The sequence below is a fragment of the Nocardioides sp. genome, assembly GCF_047607185.1.
Classification (GTDB): Bacteria; Actinomycetota; Actinomycetes; order Propionibacteriales; family Nocardioidaceae; genus Nocardioides.
On sequence record NZ_JASGDQ010000078.1, the window covers coordinates 1 to 16,910 of the forward strand.

The 16,910-nt window shown below is 71.5% G+C and carries 20 protein-coding genes; 5 read left to right on the forward strand and 15 right to left on the reverse strand.

Annotated features, from left to right (window positions below; translation table 11 throughout):
- Nucleotides 1-181: 181 nt before the first annotated feature.
- The 11 genes from QM595_RS09055 to QM595_RS09105 all read right to left on the reverse strand — a co-directional run bounded on the left by QM595_RS09055 (nt 182) and on the right by QM595_RS09105 (nt 9,023).
- Nucleotides 182-1,366 (reverse strand): lysophospholipid acyltransferase family protein, encoded by a 1,185-nt coding sequence (locus QM595_RS09055; protein ID WP_415171250.1) that lies wholly within the window; start codon nt 1,364-1,366, stop codon nt 182-184.
- A 1-nt stretch (nt 1,367) separates the two neighbouring features.
- On the reverse strand, nt 1,368-2,438 hold the full coding sequence (locus QM595_RS09060) for an NAD-dependent epimerase/dehydratase family protein (RefSeq protein WP_415171222.1): 1,071 nt from the start codon (nt 2,436-2,438) through the stop codon (nt 1,368-1,370).
- A 106-nt stretch (nt 2,439-2,544) separates the two neighbouring features.
- Nucleotides 2,545-2,646, reverse strand: a complete 102-nt coding sequence (locus tag QM595_RS09065; protein WP_017933175.1) for a 30S ribosomal protein bS22 — start codon at nt 2,644-2,646, stop codon at nt 2,545-2,547.
- Between the two features lie 77 nt (nt 2,647-2,723).
- The gene (locus QM595_RS09070; RefSeq protein WP_415171251.1) at nt 2,724-2,924 is read right to left on the reverse strand and encodes a helix-turn-helix domain-containing protein; all 201 of its coding nucleotides are present in this window, start codon (nt 2,922-2,924) and stop codon (nt 2,724-2,726) included.
- Between the two features lie 155 nt (nt 2,925-3,079).
- On the reverse strand, nt 3,080-4,261 hold the full coding sequence (locus QM595_RS09075) for an acetoin utilization protein AcuC (protein WP_415171223.1): 1,182 nt from the start codon (nt 4,259-4,261) through the stop codon (nt 3,080-3,082).
- 146 nt (nt 4,262-4,407) lie between these two features.
- Nucleotides 4,408-5,205: a pyrroline-5-carboxylate reductase gene (gene proC, locus QM595_RS09080; RefSeq protein WP_415171224.1), complete on the reverse strand. Its 798-nt coding sequence runs from the start codon at nt 5,203-5,205 to the stop codon at nt 4,408-4,410.
- Between the two features lie 11 nt (nt 5,206-5,216).
- Nucleotides 5,217-5,954 carry an ABC transporter permease gene (locus QM595_RS09085; RefSeq protein ID WP_415171225.1) on the reverse strand — a complete coding sequence of 246 codons (738 nt, stop codon included), beginning with the start codon at nt 5,952-5,954 and terminating at the stop codon, nt 5,217-5,219.
- Entirely contained in the window at nt 5,951-6,652 is a 702-nt protein-coding gene (locus QM595_RS09090) for an ABC transporter ATP-binding protein (RefSeq protein ID WP_415171226.1), read from the reverse strand. The genes QM595_RS09085 and QM595_RS09090 overlap by 4 nt, the downstream gene beginning before the upstream one ends.
- A gap of 30 nt (nt 6,653-6,682) precedes the next feature.
- Nucleotides 6,683-7,273, reverse strand: coding sequence for a TetR/AcrR family transcriptional regulator (locus QM595_RS09095; RefSeq protein ID WP_415171227.1), 591 nt, complete (start codon nt 7,271-7,273; stop codon nt 6,683-6,685).
- Nucleotides 7,270-8,058 carry a sugar phosphate isomerase/epimerase family protein gene (locus tag QM595_RS09100; RefSeq protein WP_415171228.1) on the reverse strand — a complete coding sequence of 263 codons (789 nt, stop codon included), beginning with the start codon at nt 8,056-8,058 and terminating at the stop codon, nt 7,270-7,272. Before QM595_RS09100 ends, QM595_RS09095 begins: the two co-directional genes overlap by 4 nt.
- A complete protein-coding gene (locus QM595_RS09105) occupies nt 8,058-9,023 on the reverse strand; it encodes a Ppx/GppA family phosphatase (protein ID WP_415171229.1) in 966 nt (321 codons plus the stop codon). The genes QM595_RS09100 and QM595_RS09105 overlap by 1 nt, the downstream gene beginning before the upstream one ends.
- A 40-nt stretch (nt 9,024-9,063) precedes the next feature.
- Between QM595_RS09105 and QM595_RS09110 the strand changes: the two genes are divergently transcribed.
- The 3 genes from QM595_RS09110 to QM595_RS09120 all read left to right on the forward strand — a co-directional run bounded on the left by QM595_RS09110 (nt 9,064) and on the right by QM595_RS09120 (nt 11,279).
- Nucleotides 9,064-9,840 (forward strand): hypothetical protein, encoded by a 777-nt coding sequence (locus QM595_RS09110; protein ID WP_415171230.1) that lies wholly within the window; start codon nt 9,064-9,066, stop codon nt 9,838-9,840.
- Between the two features lie 78 nt (nt 9,841-9,918).
- On the forward strand, nt 9,919-10,578 hold the full coding sequence (locus QM595_RS09115; protein ID WP_415171231.1) for a VOC family protein: 660 nt from the start codon (nt 9,919-9,921) through the stop codon (nt 10,576-10,578).
- Nucleotides 10,503-11,279: a class I SAM-dependent methyltransferase gene (locus QM595_RS09120; RefSeq protein ID WP_415171232.1), complete on the forward strand. Its 777-nt coding sequence runs from the start codon at nt 10,503-10,505 to the stop codon at nt 11,277-11,279. The genes QM595_RS09115 and QM595_RS09120 overlap by 76 nt, the downstream gene beginning before the upstream one ends.
- Here the strand turns inward: QM595_RS09120 and QM595_RS09125 are convergent.
- From QM595_RS09125 to QM595_RS09140, 4 genes are read right to left on the reverse strand one after another with little or no spacing between them, the layout of a single operon-like run.
- On the reverse strand, nt 11,276-11,644 hold the full coding sequence (locus QM595_RS09125; protein WP_415171233.1) for a type II toxin-antitoxin system death-on-curing family toxin: 369 nt from the start codon (nt 11,642-11,644) through the stop codon (nt 11,276-11,278). The genes QM595_RS09120 and QM595_RS09125 overlap by 4 nt on opposite strands.
- A 3-nt stretch (nt 11,645-11,647) precedes the next feature.
- Nucleotides 11,648-11,848, reverse strand: coding sequence for a CopG family transcriptional regulator (locus tag QM595_RS09130; RefSeq protein WP_415171234.1), 201 nt, complete (start codon nt 11,846-11,848; stop codon nt 11,648-11,650).
- A 39-nt stretch (nt 11,849-11,887) separates the two neighbouring features.
- Nucleotides 11,888-13,051 (reverse strand): NAD(P)/FAD-dependent oxidoreductase, encoded by a 1,164-nt coding sequence (locus tag QM595_RS09135; RefSeq protein ID WP_415171235.1) that lies wholly within the window; start codon nt 13,049-13,051, stop codon nt 11,888-11,890.
- Between the two features lie 32 nt (nt 13,052-13,083).
- Nucleotides 13,084-14,121 (reverse strand): LacI family DNA-binding transcriptional regulator, encoded by a 1,038-nt coding sequence (locus QM595_RS09140; protein WP_415171236.1) that lies wholly within the window; start codon nt 14,119-14,121, stop codon nt 13,084-13,086.
- 88 nt (nt 14,122-14,209) lie between these two features.
- Between QM595_RS09140 and radA the strand changes: the two genes are divergently transcribed.
- Complete coding sequence (gene radA, locus QM595_RS09145; RefSeq protein ID WP_415171237.1) at nt 14,210-15,655, forward strand: DNA repair protein RadA; 1,446 nt, start codon at nt 14,210-14,212, stop codon at nt 15,653-15,655.
- Between the two features lie 79 nt (nt 15,656-15,734).
- The gene (gene disA, locus QM595_RS09150; RefSeq protein WP_415171238.1) at nt 15,735-16,817 is read left to right on the forward strand and encodes a DNA integrity scanning diadenylate cyclase DisA; all 1,083 of its coding nucleotides are present in this window, start codon (nt 15,735-15,737) and stop codon (nt 16,815-16,817) included.
- Nucleotides 16,818-16,910: the final 93 nt, after the last annotated feature.

Below are 16,910 nucleotides of genomic sequence, written 5' to 3' on the forward strand. Positions count from 1 at the left end.
CACAAGTGCAGGCCCCACAACCGCCGAGTCGGCACAAGTGCAGGCCCCACAACCGCCGAGTCGGCACAAGTGCAGGCACTCGACCTGCACTTCTGCCGACTCGCGGGTTCTCAGACCCGCACTTCTGCCGACTCGCGCATTCTCAGACCCGCACTTCTGCCGACTCGGCGTCAAGGGGGCATCAGCGGCCGAAGACCGACTCCCGCTTCATGAGCAGGCTGTAGAGCGTCTGCTGGATGGTTTCCCGGACCTGGTCGGTGACGTTGAAGACCAGCATGGGGTCGTCGGCGGCGCCGGCGTCGTACTCGTCGGTCCTGATCGGCTCGCCGAACTCGATGAGCCACTTCGACGGCAGCGGGATGGCGCCGAGCGGGCCGAGCAGTGGGAAGAACGGCGTGATCGGCAGGTAGGGCAGTCCGAGGACACGGGCGAGGGAAGGCAGGTTGCCGACCAGCGGGTAGATCTCCTCGGCGCCGACGACGGAGACCGGCACGATCGGTACGCCGGTGCGCAGTGCGGCGGAGACGAAGCCGCCCCGTCCGAACCGCTGCAGCTTGTAGCGCTCGCTGTAGGGCTTGCCGATGCCCTTGAAGCCCTCCGGCCAGACGCCGACGAGCTCACCACCGCGCAGCATCCGCTCGGCGTCCTCGTTGCAGGCCAGCGTGGCGCCGCTCTTGCGGGCGAGGGAGCTGACGAACGGCATCTGGAAGACCAGGTCGGCGCCGAGCGGGCGCAGGAAGCGGCCGGTGTGGTCGTGGACCTGGACGAGCGTCATCAGCGCGTCCATGGGCAGCGTGCCGGAGTGGTTGGAGACGATCAGCGCGCCGCCCTCGGTGGGGATGTTCTCGGCGCCGATCACCTCGATCCTGAACCACTTCTCGGCGACCGGCCGGAGCGCGCTGAACAGAAAGCGCTGGGTCAGCTCGGCGTCGAAGCCGAACTCGTCGACGACGTAGTCGCCGGTGAGCCGACGGCGCAGGAAGGCCAGCAGCCTGGCCAGCTGCGGCTCCCAGCTCTCGCCCCAGAACTCCACAGCGGCCGACTCGAAGGCTGCCAGCCAGTCGCCGACGGGGATGCCCGGCCGTCTCCCGGTGGCGGCGACCGGCTCGGGCGTCTCCTCGGCCGCAGCAGCGACCTCCGCGGCCACGGCTTCAGCCACAGTCTCGGGCGCGGTCTCCTCGGCGACAGCCTCCTCGATCGGCTCGGCCGGCACCGCCTCCACCGGCTTCTCGGCGGGCGACGGCCTCGCCGCAGACCGGGCGGCGGAGCGCGGTGCCAGGCTCCTGGCGGCCGCAGAGGGCCGCTGGCCGGTGCCCCGGCCGGGTCGGCCGCGGGTGCCGATCGGGATGATCTCGGCGTCGCCCATGTCAGTGCTCACCTCCGGGTCCACCGCTCGGGGAGGCCGTGCTCAGCGGGCTCGCCTCCAGCCGCGTCGACAGCAGCCGGCTCTCGAGGCCGGCCAGCGCCCGATCGGCCCGGCCACCGGTGGGATGCAGGTTGCTGGCGAAGTCGTCGAGCGCGGCGGCGGTGGAGTAGCGCGGCTCGAAGCCGAGGTCGCGACGCATCCGGGTGGTGTCGACGCCACGACCGAAAGTCAGGAAGGCCCGCAGCTCCGGCGAGAACTCGGCGACGCGGGCCGAGCGGAGCAGATTGCCCAGGCCGCCGACCGCGAAGCCGGGCATGGGCAGCACCGGCCGCTGCAGGCGTCGTACGACCTGCGAGAGCGCCAGCACACCGTCGCCCGCGATGTTGTAGGTGCCAGGACGCTCGGCGCCGACGGCGTGGCCCAGCGCGCCGAGCAGGTCGCGCTCGTGGAGGAACTGCAGCCGCGGGTCGAAGCCGAGGACGGCGGGGATGACCGGCAGCCGGAGATATTGTGCGATCGGGCTCATCACGTGCGGGCCGATGACATTGGCGCAGCGCAGCAGGGTGACGGCGACGTCGGAGCGCCGGCGGGCGAACCCCCTGACATAGCCCTCGATCTCGGCGACGTCCTTGGCATAGCCGCTGCGGGGCTGCCTGCGGGGCTCCATCTCCTCGGTGAACATCGCCGGATCGCGGTTGCTGGCGCCGTACACGGTGGTCGAGGACTTCACCACCAGGCTGGTCACGCTCGACGCCTTCTGGCAGGCGGCCAGCAACTGCATGGTGCCGATGACGTTGAGTTCCTTCATCGTCGTCCGGCCGCCGCTGGGCCCGGGCGTGGAGATGACGCTCATGTGGACGACGGTGTCGACGTCCTCCTTGGCGATCACCTTGGCGATGACGGGATTGCGGATGTCGGCGCGCACGAAGGACATACCGCCGACGTCGCCACGAGGGGGTACGACGTCCACGCCGATGACCCGCTCGACACGGGGATGCTCGGCGGCGGCGAGCGCGAACTTGCGACCGAGGTCTCGGGAGACCCCGGTAACGAGAACGACGCGACCGGCCACGCGCAAACCCTAGCGGGCCGGGGCCGACGTCGCGTCGTCGTGTTGCCTGGCTCTCATCGAGTCAGGCGCCGGGCGTGTCTCCGGTTCGGAGGACACACCCTGGCGGTCACTTGCCGAGCTTGCGACGCGCCACGCGCGTCTTCTTCAGCAGCTTGCGGTGCTTCTTCTTGGCCATGCGCTTGCGGCGCTTCTTGATGACAGAACCCACGGGAGACCTTTCACGACGTCACGCCCGCCTGCGGGCGGACCGGCCAAGCCTAGCCGCCAGCCGTCGAGCGGTCGAAATCAGCCCGCGTTGTAGAAGGAGTTCTTGATGTACTCGTCGGCGTCCTCCTCGCGGACGCGGAACGAGCGACCGACCCTGACGGCCGGGAGTTCACCGCTGTGCACGAGGCGATAGACGGTCATCTTCGAGACGCGCATCATCGCGGCGACCTCGGCAACCGTCAGGAACTTCGCCTCAGAGAGCTCGGGCTTGCCAGCCATCTGTTCCACCGTTTCTTTCTCCGGTGCGCCATCGGCTTCCCCACCGATGATCACACGCACCGCGCGCAAGTGAGAATAGGGCCTGATGTGACTCGTGGGGAAGGGGAAGTTTGTGGGTTTCTTGTGACCATCGGCGTGTCGCCTTGAAATCCGTCTCACCAGGGCTCTGGATCGAGTCCGTACAGCGGGAAGGCGGCGACCCGGGTCGCGTGCACCTGCCGGTCGAGCCAGGCATCGGGGTCGTAGCCCTCTCTCCAGTCACGGTAGCGCGGCGGGCGACCGTCGGTCATCCGCGCGGGAGCCACCCGGCCCAGCCGCTGCTCGATGTGCTCGCGCCAGCCGCCCGGGGTCTCGATCTCCGGGGCGAGCGGGTTGCCGGCCACGGTCGCCAGCAAGTGGGTCCAGGCGCGGGGTACGACGTCCACCACGGCGTACCCGCCGCCGCCGAAGGCCACCCAGCGGCCGTCGGCGACGTCGTGGGCGAGCTCGTGGAGAGAGAGGTACGCCGCCCGCTGGCCGTCGACGGTGAGCATCAGATGGGCGAGGGGGTCCTCGCTATGGGAGTCGCAGCCCTGCTGCGTGACGAGGATGTCCGGCTTGAAGGCGTGGAGCAGGTCGGGCACCACGGCATGGAAGGCGCGTAGCCAGCCCGAGTCGGCGGTGCCCGGCGGGAGCGCGACGTTGACGGCGGTGCCGAGTGCGTCGGGGCCGCCCAGGTCGCCGGCGAAGCCGGTCCAGGGGAAGAGCAGCTGCCCGGTCTCGTGAAGGCTGATCGTCAGCACCCGGGGGTCGTTCCAAAACGCCCGCTCGACGCCGTCACCGTGATGGACGTCGACGTCGACATAGGCGACCCGCTGGGCGCCGTGGTCGAGCAGCCACTGGATGCCGGCCGCGACGTCGTTGTAGACGCAGAAGCCACTGGCCATCCCGCGCATCGCGTGATGGAGCCCGCCGGTGATGTTGGCAGCGTGCAGCGCCTGACCCTCCCATACCCGCCGGCAGGCCTCGACACTGGCGCCGACGATGTGGGCGCTGGCGTGGTGCATCCCCCGGAAGACCGGGTCGTCCTCGGTGCCGAGGCCGTGGGCGATGTCGGGCAGACCGGTCTCGGAGGCCTTCATGACGGCCTCGATGTAGGCGGGGTCATGCACCGTCGCCAGCAGGTCGAGATCGGCCATCGGCGCGTCGGCGCGGGCGAGGCCGTCGAGCACGCCGAGCTCCTCGGCGAGCCGCATCGTCAGGTCGACCCGCACCGGACTCATCGGATGACTGGGGCCGAAGTCGTACTCCGTCAGGCTCTGGTCGAAGACGACCGTCGCCGGCCCGCTGCAGTCCACGTTGGCGAACCTACTCCCCCGGTGTGGCGCTCGTCGCACCCACCCCAGACTTGAACGTGTTCACGATGGTGCGCGCCGACCGCCCAGGGCTGAGAGTCTGGAGTGTGAGGCGCACCTGGTGCGCCTCACACTCCGGACTCTCGCGATCAGCCCTCTTCGGCGATCTCGCGAGAGCGGTCGCGGTTGGCCCGGGTAGCGTCGAGGAAGGCGGCTCGGAGGCCGGCCGCCTCGAAGACCCGGATCGCCGCCGCCGTGGTGCCGCCCGGTGAGGTGACCTGCTCGCGCAGCACCGCCGGGTGCTCGCCGGACTCCTTGAGCAGCGCCGAGGAGCCGGCCAGGGTCTGGTTGACCAGTCGCGCCGAGACCGGGCGGGTGAGGCCGAGGTGGACGCCGGCCTCGATCAGGGCCTCCGCCACGTAGAAGAGGTACGCCGGACCGGAGCCCGACACCGCGGCGCCGGCGTCGAGCAGCCTCTCGGGCAGCACCACCGTCTCGCCGACGGCCGCCATCAGCGACTCGACCAGCTCCACCTGCTCGGGCGATGCCGAGACGCCGGCGGAGACGATCGACATGCCCTGCCCGATCACCGCCGGCGTGTTGGGCATGACGCGCACGACCGACACCCCGGACGGGACGGCGGCCTCCATGGCGGTGGTCGTGGTGCCCGCCGCGAGCGAGACGACCAACTGCCCGGCGTGCAGCGGCAGCGAGGAGAGCACGGGGACGATGTCGTAGGGCTTGACGCCGAGGATCACCACCTCGGCGGAGGCGGCCGCCTCCGGGCCGGGCAGCGCCGTGACGCCGTACCGCTCCTCGAGCTCGGCGCCCTGCTCGACCCGGCGCACCCCCACGAAGAGCGAGGAGGGCGCGTGGCCGGCCTTGATCAGACCGGCGAGCACGGCCTCGCCCATGTTGCCGACACCGATGATCGCGATGGTGGTCACGGTCAAGCAGTCTAGGGAGTACGTCGGCGCAGGGTGGCCGCACCCAGCACCAGGCCGGCCACCGCGAAGGCCGCCACCACCGCCAGATCGCGCCAGACCGCACCGGCCGAGGAGGAGCCGACCAGGTGCCTCATCGCGTCCACGGCATAGGAGAGCGGCAGCACGTCGCTGATCCCGCCGAGCACCGAGGGCAGTGAGGAGCGGGAAACGAACAGCCCGCACAGCAGGATCTGCGGGATGACGACGACCGGCATGAACTGCACCGCCTGGAACTCCGTCTGGGCGAAGGCGCTCACGAGCAGGCCGAGCGCGGTGCCGAGCACGGCGTCACAGACGGCGACCAGGCCGAGCAGCAGCAGCGACCCGGACACGTCGAGACCCAGCAGGCCGACACTGACGCCGACCGCGATCACCGACTGCACGGCGGCGAGCAGCCCGAAGGCCAGCGCGTAGCCGACCAGGAAGTCGAGCTTGCCCATCGGCATGGCGAGCAGCCGCTCCAGGGTGCCCGAGGAGCGCTCGCGCAGGGTGGTGACCGAGGTGACCAGGAACATCACGATGAACGGGAAGAGCGCCAGCAGCGCCGGCCCCAGTTCGTCGAACGGCGAGACCGGCAGGTCGTGGAACATCCACCACAGCAGCGTCATCAACAGCGCCGGGACGAGCAGCAGCATGGCCAGCGTGCGGCGGTCGCGGCCTACCTGGGCCAGCACCCGGGCGGCGACGGCGAGGGTGATCCGCGGCGTCATGAGGCACGCACCAGGGCGAGGAAGGCCTGCTCGATGTGGTCGGCACCGGCCTGTGCCTTGATCGATGCCGGCGTGCCGGCGGCGAGGAAGACGCCGTCGCGCATCAGCAGCAGCTCGTCGCAGCGGTCGGCCTCGTCCATGACGTGGCTGGAGACCAGTACGCCGGCACCGTCGTCGGCGAGCCGGTGGAATATCGCCCACAGGTCCTCGCGCAGCACCGGGTCGAGGCCGACCGTCGGCTCGTCGAGCACCAGCAGGTCGGGGCTGCCCAGCAGCGCCACGGCGAGGGAGACCCGGGAGCGCTGACCACCGGAGAGATTGCGTACGACGGCCCCGGCGTGCGACCCGAGGTCGACCGCCGTGATCACCCGGTCGACGTCGCCGGCTCCCAGGACCCGGGCGAAGAAGCGAAGGTTCTCGGTCACGGTGAGGTCGTCGTAGACCGAGGCCGCCTGGGTGACATAGCCGATCCGGTGGCGCAGCGCCGGGCTGCCGGCCGGGGAGCCGAGCACCGTCAGGGCGCCGGTGACGCCGGCCTGGACGCCGACGATCGACCGCATCAGCGTCGACTTGCCGCAGCCGGAGGGGCCGAGCAGGCCGGTGATCCGGCCAGCAGGCACCGACAGCGACACGTCGTGGAGCACCTCGCGGCCACCACGCACCACCCGCAGGTCCGTCGCCTCGACGACATTATTCATCACATGATGAAATCTACTGCCGGGCGCGGCTCATGGCAACGGGCCGGTGAGATAGCGCTGCAGCGTCGGCCCTACCGCCGCCACCACCTCCTCGGCCGGCATCGAGGCCAGCGGCTCGAGCCGAGCCAGGTAGCGCAGCACCAGGACGCCGATGATCTGGCTGATCACCAGCGGCAGCCGGCGCTCGGTCTGGTCGACACCGAGCTCGGCCAGCACCGGGCCGATCACGACCGGCAGGAAGCCGTCCTGCAGCAGATGGCCCGACGGGTCGGTCAGGCCGCGCGCCAGCGCGAGCAGCGGCAGCCGGAGCTCGTCGTCGTCCCACACGCCCAGGATCGTGGCCAGGATCCGCTCCCCCGCGCCCTCGGGGCCGGCGGCGATCACCGGCGCCAGCACCTCGCGCGGGTCCACCGGCATCTCCAGCGCGGCCAGGAAGAGGTCGCGTTTGCTGCCGAAGTAGTGGTGCACCAGCGCCGGGTCGACGCCCGCCTCCGCGGCGACCGACCGCACCGAGACGGCCGCGAACCCCGCGGCGGCGAACCGCTCCCGGGCGACGGCGAGGATCGCGGCCCGCGTGTCGGGGGCACCCGGCCGCCGCCCGCGCCGCCCCCCGCCGGTCATGGCGTCGGCACTCGCAGGTGCTCGCGCGCGAACTCCAGCGACTCGCGCAGGTCAGCCTCCCGGTCGGCCTTCGAGACGGCCTTGCGGGTGTTGATCTCGACCACGATCTCGCCGTCGAACCCGGTCGCGGCCAGGTGCTGGAGGAAGCCGGCCGCGCCCGTCGTACCCCGTCCCGGGACCAGGTGCTCGTCCTTGGCCCCCGGCGTGCCGTCGGTGAGGTGGACATGGCGCAGCCGCGACCCAAGCCGCGAGGCCATCGACACCACGTCGTCGCCGGCGATCGCGGCGTGGGAGAGGTCGATGGTGGCGTTGGCGTAGGTCTCGGCGGAGGGGTCGCGGGAGGGGAGGTACATCTCGACGGCGCGGCGGGAGGAGGCGCGCCAGGGGTACATGTTCTCGACCGCGAAGAAGAGGCCGGTCTCCTTCTCCATCCGCTCGACACCGGCCACGAAGCCGGCGGCGTAGTCCCGCTGCCAGCGGAACGGCGGATGTACGACGACGGTCCGGGCGCCGACCGCGCGCGCCATCTCGGCGGAGCGCTCCAGCTTGCCCCACGGCTCGGTGCCCCAGACCCGCTGGGTGAACAGCAGGCAGGGCGCGTGGATCGCGCTGACGGGCATGGCGTGGTGCTCGGAGAGCTGCTTGACGGCCTCGATCTGCTGGGAGAGGCCGTCGACGCCGACCATCACCTCGACGGCGTCGTACCCGAGCACGGCGGCGTAGGCGAAGGCGTGCGCCGTGGACTCGGGATAGACCGAGACGGTGGAGAGGCCGATCCGGGTCATCACTCCGAGCCCAGCACCGAGATCTGGTCGAGCCGCTCCAGGATCACGCCCTCGCGCAGCGCCCACGGGCAGATCTCGAGCTCGGCGAGATCGAAGATGTCCATGCACGCCTCAGCGACGAGCGCGCCCGGCACGATCTGGTGGGCGCGACTCGGGCTGACCCCCGGCAGGCTGGCGAGCTCCTCCGGCGGGGTCTGGACCAGCTTGGGGATCCAGCTGCGCAGCTCCTCCAGCGGGAGGGTACGGCGGACCAGCGCCCCCTCCCCCGACGGCGCCGCCCCACAGATGCGGGCCAGCGACCGGAACGTCTTCGAGGTCGCCACCGCCCGGTCCGGCACGCCGGCGCGGATCAGGTGGCCGGCGTGCTCGGCGATGTCGGCCCGGATGGAGCGCCGTAGCGTCCGCAGCGCCTCCTCGTCGGGACCCTGGCCGATCCCGGGCCGGCCCTCGGGACCACCGAAGTAGGTACGGGCCAGCCGGGCCGCGCCCAGCGGCAGCGACCAGGCCACGTCGGGCGCCTCGTCGGAGCCGCCGGCCAGCTCCAGCGAGCCGCCGCCGATGTCGAAGACCGCGAGCCGGCCGGCGGACCAGCCGAACCACCGGCGCACCGCGAGGAACGTCAGCCGGGCCTCGTCCTCCCCGCTGAGGACCTCGATCCCCACCCCGGTGCGCTCCGCGACGTGTGACAGCACCTCGTCGGAGTTGACCGCGTCGCGCACCGCCGAGGTCGCGAAGGCGAGCATCTCCGAGCAGCCCTTGTCCTCGGCGACCCGTACCGACCCCTCCGTGAAGGACGCCAGCGCGTCGATGCCGCGCTGGCTGACGGCGCCGGTCTCGTCGAGGTGCTCGGCGAGCCGCAGCGGCTGCTTGAAGGAGTAGGCCGGCAGCGGTGCCGCGCCGCCGTGGGCGTCGACCACGAGCAGATGGCCCGTGTTGGAACCGATGTCGAGCACGCCCAGCCGCATGACTCTCACGCTACCGCCCCGGCCCCGTAGTCTTTGCGCCATGCCCGAGGTCGCCCTGGACTTCCCGCGCGCCTGGGTGGAGTTCGTCAATCCCGACGACCCGACCGAGGTGATGCGCTGCGACCTGACCTGGCTCACCTCCAGCTTCCAGTGCATCTTCGGCGGCGGCTGCCGCGGCATCTACGCCGACGCCCCGGACGTGGGCTGCTGCACGCTGGGCGCGCACTTCGCGGACGGTGACGACGAGCAGCGCGTCGCGGGGTACGTCGAACAGCTGACCGAGGACGAGTGGCAGCTCAAGCCCGCGCGCCTGCGCCGACGCGACTGGGTCGAGAAGGACGAAGAGGGCGCCCGCAAGACCAGGACCGCCGTCATCGACGGCCAGCGGGCCTGCGTGTTCCACAACCGCACCGACTTCGCCGCACCGAACGGCGGGGGCGGCGCCGGCTGCGCGCTGCACCTGCTGGCGCTCAAGCAGGGGCGCAACCCGCTGGAGACCAAGCCGGACGTGTGCTGGCAGCTGCCCATCCGTCGTACCTTCCGCGAGGTCGAGCGCACCGACGGCTCGTCCTACACCGAGGTCTCGATCAGCGAGTACGACCGGCGCGGCTGGGGGCTCGGCGGCCACGACCTGGACTGGTACTGCTCGGGCAACACCGACGCGCACACCGCCGTCGAGCCGGTCTACGTCACCCACGAGGCGGAGCTGGTCGCGCTGATGGGGCAGGCGGCGTACGCCGAGTTGGCCGGTCACTGTGACGCCCATCTGCGCTCCCGATCGGCGCTGGCGGTCCATCCCGCCGACCGCCCGTCTTGACACGTGGTCAGCATCTTGACGTCGAGAGACACCTACCCCCATGTCCGGCGGCTCTCAGGAGTTGTTCAGAATCAAGACATGCGCCTGGACCATCTTTCCTATGCTGCCAGCCCTGAGGGACTGGTGGGCACCGCGAAGCGCATCGGCTACCTGCTCGGGCAGGACTTCGAGGACGGCGGCGTCCACCCGCGCTTCGGCACCCGCAACTACACCCTGCCGCTGCGCGGCGGCCTCTACCTCGAAGTCGTCGAGGCGCTCGATCATCCGGCTTCGGACAAGGCGCCCTACGGGCAGGCCGTGAAGGCTCGCTCCGAGGCCGGCGGCGGCTGGCTCGGCTGGGTCGTCTCCGTCGACGACATCACCACCGTCGAGCGGCGGCTCGGCCGCGGCTCGGTGCACGGCAACCGGCACAAGCCGGACGGCCGCGAGCTGCTGTGGCGCCAGATCGGCGTCAACGACCTGCTCGTGGACCCGCAGCTGCCCTACTTCATCCAGTGGGAGTCGGCCCCCGAGCTGCACCCCGGCAACGCCGGCTCGGACGTCACGCTGACCGGCCTGGAGATCTCCGGCGACCCGCAGCGCGTCCGCGACTACCTCGGCGAGCAGCTCATGGACCGGGTCGACCCGTGGACCGGCAAGCCGGCCGAGAACGTCGAGGTCAAGTGGGTCGCCGAGCACGGCACCCCCGGCCTGCTGGCGGCCAACTTCTCCACCCCCAACGGGCTGGTCCGGATCTGACGCCCCCGCAGACTCCGAAGGGGGCGATCCCGAGCCCCAACATCTGGCAGCACACCGCGACCTACGAGGTCGAGAATCGGGCTGCCGACCCCGACGGCCGGCTCTGGGCGGCGATGGAGTCGGTGGCCGACTGGACGGATCGCGACGTCCTCGACCTGGGCTGCGGCACCGGCTTCCACCTGCCGCGGTTCGCGGCGACCGCCCGAAGCGTGGTCGGCGTCGAGCCGCACCCGTCGCTGGTATCGCTGGCGCGGCGTCGTACCCGCATCCTCGGCAATGTGTCGGTGGTCGAGGGCCTCGCCCAGGACATCCCGCTGCCACCGGCGTCGGTCGACGTCGTCCACGTGCGCTGGGCCTACTTCTTCGGCCCCGGCGCGGAGCCCGGCCTGGCCGAGCTGACCCGGGTGGTACGCCGGGGCGGCACCGCCATGGTGATCGACAACGACGCCACCCGATCGACCTTCGGGGCCTGGTTCCGGCGCGGCTATCCGATGGTCGACCCGGACGCGGTCGAGCGGTTCTGGGCCACCCGCGGCTGGACTCGGGTGCCGGTCGACATGGGCTGGTCGTTCGGCTCCCGCGCCGACCTGGAGGCGGTGGTGCGCATCGAGTTCGCCCCCGACGTGGCCGAGTCGATCCTCGCGACGCACTCCGGCACGGAGGTCGACTACGCGGTCAACCTGTGGTGGCGGCGGTTCTAGGCGAGGAGCGACTTGATCCGCGCCGCGATCGCCTCGACGTCACGCAGGGAGCCGTCGGCGATCGCCATGATGAGGTCGAACTTTTCATCCTGCGTCGCGCGCAGGTCGTGGTCGTTCATGCCCAGGAAGAGCCGCAGCGCCACATGGCCGAGCCGTTTGTTGCCGTCGACGAGGGCGTGGTTGGTGACGATCGAGTGCACCAGCGCGGCCGCCTTGAGCGGCAGCGTGGCATAGGCGTCGTCCCCGAAGACCGTCGCCTGCGGCCGGGCCAGCGCCGACTCCAACAGGCCGGCGTCGCGGATGCCCGGGGAGCCGAGTGCCTTCTCGATGGCCAGCAGGTCATCGAGCCGGAGGTATTCGGTCATGGCTCAGACGGAGCCGAGCCGGTCGAGGACGTCGCGGTCCTCGTCGAGGATCCTCGCGATCAGCGCGTCGCGGTTGCGCTCGCGCTTCGAGACGTATTCGTCGATCGCGATCACGACGGTCTCGTGCATCGACCGGCCCTCGCGCTCGGCCGTCGCACGCAGCGCGCTGGCCTGCTCGTCGCTGAGCCGCAGTGTCATCGCCATGCGTCGATGGTATCTGGTGATACCACCTGATACCAGTGACTATCGGAGGTCGGTAAGATCGGCCGGGGCGACCTCGGTGCCGACCAGCTCGCGGAGCCGGTCGTTGACGTCCCAGATGTTGACGTTCATCGCGGCGGTCAGGGTCCGGCCCCGCAGCCAGTAGGCGATGAACTCGCCCTTGTCCCGGTCGCCGCGGACCACCACGTCGTCGTCGGGCGAGGCGTGGCCGACGTACTCCATGCCGAAGTCGAACTGGTCGGTGAAGAAGTAGGGCGCCCAGTCGTAGTGGACGTGCTCGCCGAGCATCGCCCGAGCGGCCAGCCGGCCCTGCCGGATGGCGTTGTCCCAGTGCTCGATGCGCAGCGGGCCGAGGGTGAGGTGGTCGGCGAGCGCCACGTCGCCGGCGGCGAAGATGGCCGGGTCGTCGGTCTGGAGGTGGTCGCCCACCACGACGCCCGCCCCGACGTCCGGCAGAGCGACCTTCAGCCCGGCGGCCTCGGCCAGGTCCGTGTTGGGGACGGCGCCGATCGCCGCCACGACCAGGTCGGCCGGGAACTCCCCGAGGTTGGTCGACACCCCGGTCGTCGTCACCGCGGTGACCCGGGCGCCGGTCTTGATCTCGACGCCGTGGCGGGTGTGGAGGTCGACGAGGTACGACGCCATCTCCTCGCCCAGCACGTGGCCCAGTGGCAACGACGCCTGCTCCAACACGGTCACGCGCAGGCCGGCCTGCCGGGCGGCGGCCGCGACCTCGAGGCCGATCCAGCCGCCGCCGATGGTGACCAGCCGCCGGCCGGGCTCGAAGGACTCGCGGAGCCGGCGGGCGTCCTCGACGGTACGCAGCGTGAGAGCGTGCTCGATGCCGGGCAGGTCGGGCACCCGGGGCGAAGCGCCGGTGGCGATGAGCAGCCTGTCGTAGGGCAGCCAGCCGCCGTCGGAGAGCATCACGGTGCGCACGTCGCGGTCGATCGCCGTCGCGGTGACGCCCTGGCGCAGGTCGACCGCGTGGTCGGCGTACCACTGCTCGTCGTGGCGGAGCTTGAACTCCTTGCCCTGCAGCATGTCCTTGGAGAGCTGGGGTCGCTCGTAGGGCGGGTGCGGCTCGGTGCCGACGACGGCGATCGGCTCCTCCGAGCCCACGTCGCGCAGCGTCTCGACGGCGGAGGCGGCGGCCAGGCCGGCGCCGATGATCGCGATGCTCATGTCCTCCACCACACCACGCAAGGACGGCGGGTTCAATGACGGTCGGGACCGGAGGTGCCGCGAATCTCCAGGGTGGGGGTGAGCATGACCCCCTTGGCGACCACGGACGGCGTCGCCAACAGGCCCTCCAGTGCCTTGACGACCTCGACGGCGGCCTGCTCCAACGGCTGCCGGACCGAAGAGAGGCCCGGCCAGACGGTCTGCGCGACCTGGCTGTCGTCGAAGCCGACCACGGCGATGTCGTCGCCGGCCTGGAGGCCGCGCTCGGCCAGGGTGTGCATGACCCCGACGGCGAGGGTGTCGGAGGCACACACGAAGGCGGTCGGCTTGGCCTCGTCGAGCAGCACCTGCGCGGCGCTGCGGCCGGACGCGACGGCGTCCTCGACGCGGGAGGCCAGTCCGGTCGTGGAGAGCTCCGCCTCGTGCATGGCGCGCAGCCAGCCCGAGCGACGCTCCTCGCCGAGCAGCGAGTCCTTCTTCCAGCCGATCCAGGCGATCCGGGAGTGGCCCTTGTCGATGAGGTGCTGGGTGGCCAGCGCGGAGCCGGCCGCCGCGTCGATGTCGACCCAGGGGTGCCGGGCGTCCGGGTCGTGCCAGGGCCGGCCGAACGCCACGAACGGCGCCCGCCGCTCGCGCAACCAGGCGGCCTGCGGGTTGCCGAGGTAGGTGTCGGTGACCACGAAGGCGTCCACGGCCGTGGAGCGCAGCAGGTCGTCGTAGCCGGCCAGCGGGTCGGTGTGATCGTCGCTGGTGAAGAGCAGCACGTGGTAGCCGGCCTCGCGGCTGGACTCGACCAGGGAGTGGACGAAGCGGTCCATCACCGCGCTCGCCGTACCCTCCTGGACCGGCGCCATCCGCAGCCCGATCAGCTGCGAGGAGCGGGTGCGCAGGTTGCGGGCGGCGCGGTTGGGCTTGTAGCCGAGCTGGTCGATCGCCTGCTGGACCCGCGCGAGGGTGTCGGCCCGCAGCAGGTCGGGGTTGTTGACGGCGTTGGAGACGGTCTGCCGGGAGACGCCGGCCAGCTCCGCGACATCGGCGAGCGTGGGCGCCGACATCTGGAACCGCGACATAGCACCTCCCTTGATCGATCCAACAGCCAGGCCGAGCATAGAGCCTGTCTGCCGGATGATGTCGGTAGCAGCGTCTAACGTGCTGGCCATGGCTCAAGTCAACTCCCGGTCCTCTCGCACCCGCGCCGTCTTCCGCTGCTCGGAGTGCGGCTGGGAGACGGCCAAGTGGGTGGGGCGCTGCGGCGAGTGCCAGACGTGGGGCTCGGTCGCGGAGACGGCGGTGACCCCGATGCGTACGGCGCCGGCACCGGTCTCCTCCCGGGCCGTGCCGATCGGCGAGGTGGCGGTCTCGGAGTCGGCGTTCCGGCCCTCCGGCGTGCCCGAGCTCGACCGCGTGCTCGGTGGCGGACTGGTGCCCGGCGCGGTGATCCTGTTGGCCGGCGAGCCGGGCGTCGGCAAGTCGACGCTGCTGCTGGAGGTGGCCGCGCAGACCGCCCGCCACGAGCGCGCTCTCTACGTCTCCGGCGAGGAATCCGCCTCCCAGGTGCGGCTGCGGGCCGACCGCACCGGCGCGGTGCGGCCCGATCTCTTCCTGGCCGCGGAAACCGACCTCGGTGCGGTGCTGACCCACATCGAGCAGGTCAGGCCGAAGCTGCTGGTGGTCGACTCGGTGCAGACCATCAGCGCCTCCGGTGCCGAAGGGGTGCCCGGCGGGGTCACCCAGGTGAAGGAGGTCGCGGCGGCGCTGGTGCGCACCGCCAAGACCCACGACATCACCACGATCATCGTCGGCCACGTCACCAAGGACGGCTCGATCGCCGGGCCCCGGGTGCTGGAGCACCTGGTCGACGTGGTGCTCGGCTTCGAGGGCGACCGCAACTCCCGCTTCCGGATGGTCCGCGCCTTGAAGAACCGCTTCGGCCCGATCGACGAGGTCGGCTGCTTCGACCTCTCCGCCGACGGCATCGTCGCCGTCGCCGACCCGAGCGGGCTCTTCGTGGAGTCCCATCACCATCCCGTCCCCGGCACCTGCGTGGCGGTGACCATGGAGGGTCGCCGGCCGATGCTCGCCGAGGTGCAGGCGCTGGTGGTCGGCTCGCCGCTGGAGCGACCCCGGCGCACCACCTCCGGTCTCGACGGCTCCCGGGTCGCGATGGTGCTCGCCGTGCTGGAGCGCCACTGTCGGATCCGGCTGCACACCTACGACGTCTTCGTCTCCACGGTCGGCGGCGCCAGGCTGACCGAGCCCGCCAGCGACCTGGCCGTGGCCGTCGCCATCGCCTCGGCCGCCTCGGGGGCGGTGGCACCGCGGGGCGTGGTGGCGATGGGCGAGATCGGGCTGGCCGGCGAGCTGCGCCGGGTCCGGGATCTGCCGCAGCGGATCGCGGAGGCGGCTCGGCTGGGGTTCCAGGTCGCCATCGTGCCGGCGCGGGGTGGCAAGACCGTCCAACGCCAGGTCGACGGGATGCGGGTGATCGAGGTGCCCGACGTCTTCTCCGCACTGGAGCTGATCAGGGCCACCGCGCCGGCCGCCCCGGACCCGAAACACCGGCCGCAGCTCCACCTGGCGCCGTCCGAGCCGGTCACGAGCTGAGCCGCCCCGATCGCCGGGCGGCTCGCAGCTGGATCTCGCATAGACTCAGCCTCCGTCGTACCTCGAGAAAGGGGCCGAGTTGGCCGCCGAGCGCCCGGATGAGAGCCTCCGCCTGCGTGAGACCCTGGCGCTCATCGCGCCGGGCACACCGCTGCGCGACGGCCTCGAGCGCATCCTGCGCGGCCGCACCGGCGCGCTGATCGTGCTCGGCTACGACAAGACCGTCGAGGCGATCTCGACGGGCGGCTTCCAGCTCGACGTGCCGTTCACCTCCACCGGGCTGCGCGAGCTCGCCAAGATGGACGGCGCCATCATCGTCGACTCCGCCATCGGCCGGATCGTCAAGGCGGCGGTGCATCTGATGCCCGACCACACCATCCCGAGCTCGGAGACCGGCACCCGGCACCGCACCGCCGACCGGGTCGCGAAGCAGACCGCCCACCCGGTCATCTCGGTCTCGCAGTCGATGCAGATCATCGCCGCCTATGTCGGCGAGACCCGGCACGTGCTGGAGGACTCCGGCCAGATCCTCTCCCGCGCCAACCAGGCGCTGGCCACGCTGGAGCGCTACAAGATGCGCCTCGACGAGGTCGCCGCCACGCTCTCCGCGCTGGAGATCGAGGACCTGGTCACCGTCCGCGATGTCGCGGTGGTGGCGCAGCGGCTGGAGATGGTGACCCGCATCGCCCGCGAGATCGAGGACTACGTGCTCGAGCTCGGCACCGACGGACGGCTGCTCTCCCTGCAGCTGGAGGAGCTGGTCACCGGCGTCGACGCCGAGCGCGAGCTGGTCATCCGCGACTACGTCCCCCGGGGCCGGCGCTCCCGCGGGCCGGAGCAGCTGCTCGCCGAGCTCGAGGCGCTCTCGGCCACCGAGCTGGTCGACCCGGCGGCCACCGCCCGGGTCCTCGGCCTGGGCACCTCCGAGCACCTCGACGGCGCCGTCACGCCGCGTGGCTACCGGCTGCTGGCGAAGGTGCCGCGGCTTCCCCCCACCGTCGTCGACCGGCTCGTCGACCACTTCGGCACCCTGCAGAAGCTGCTCTCCGCCGGCATCGACGACCTCCAGGCCGTCGACGGCGTCGGCGAGCTGCGTGCCCGCTCGGTCCGCGAGGGCCTCTCCCGGCTGGCCGAGTCGACCATCCTCGAGCGCTACGTCTGACCCTCCCCGCCGCCGAGAGGTCCCTTTCTGCCCCCCGAAAGGTCTCTGATTGCCCCTCGAGAAGTCCTTGATGGCCCCTCGAAGCGTCTTAGA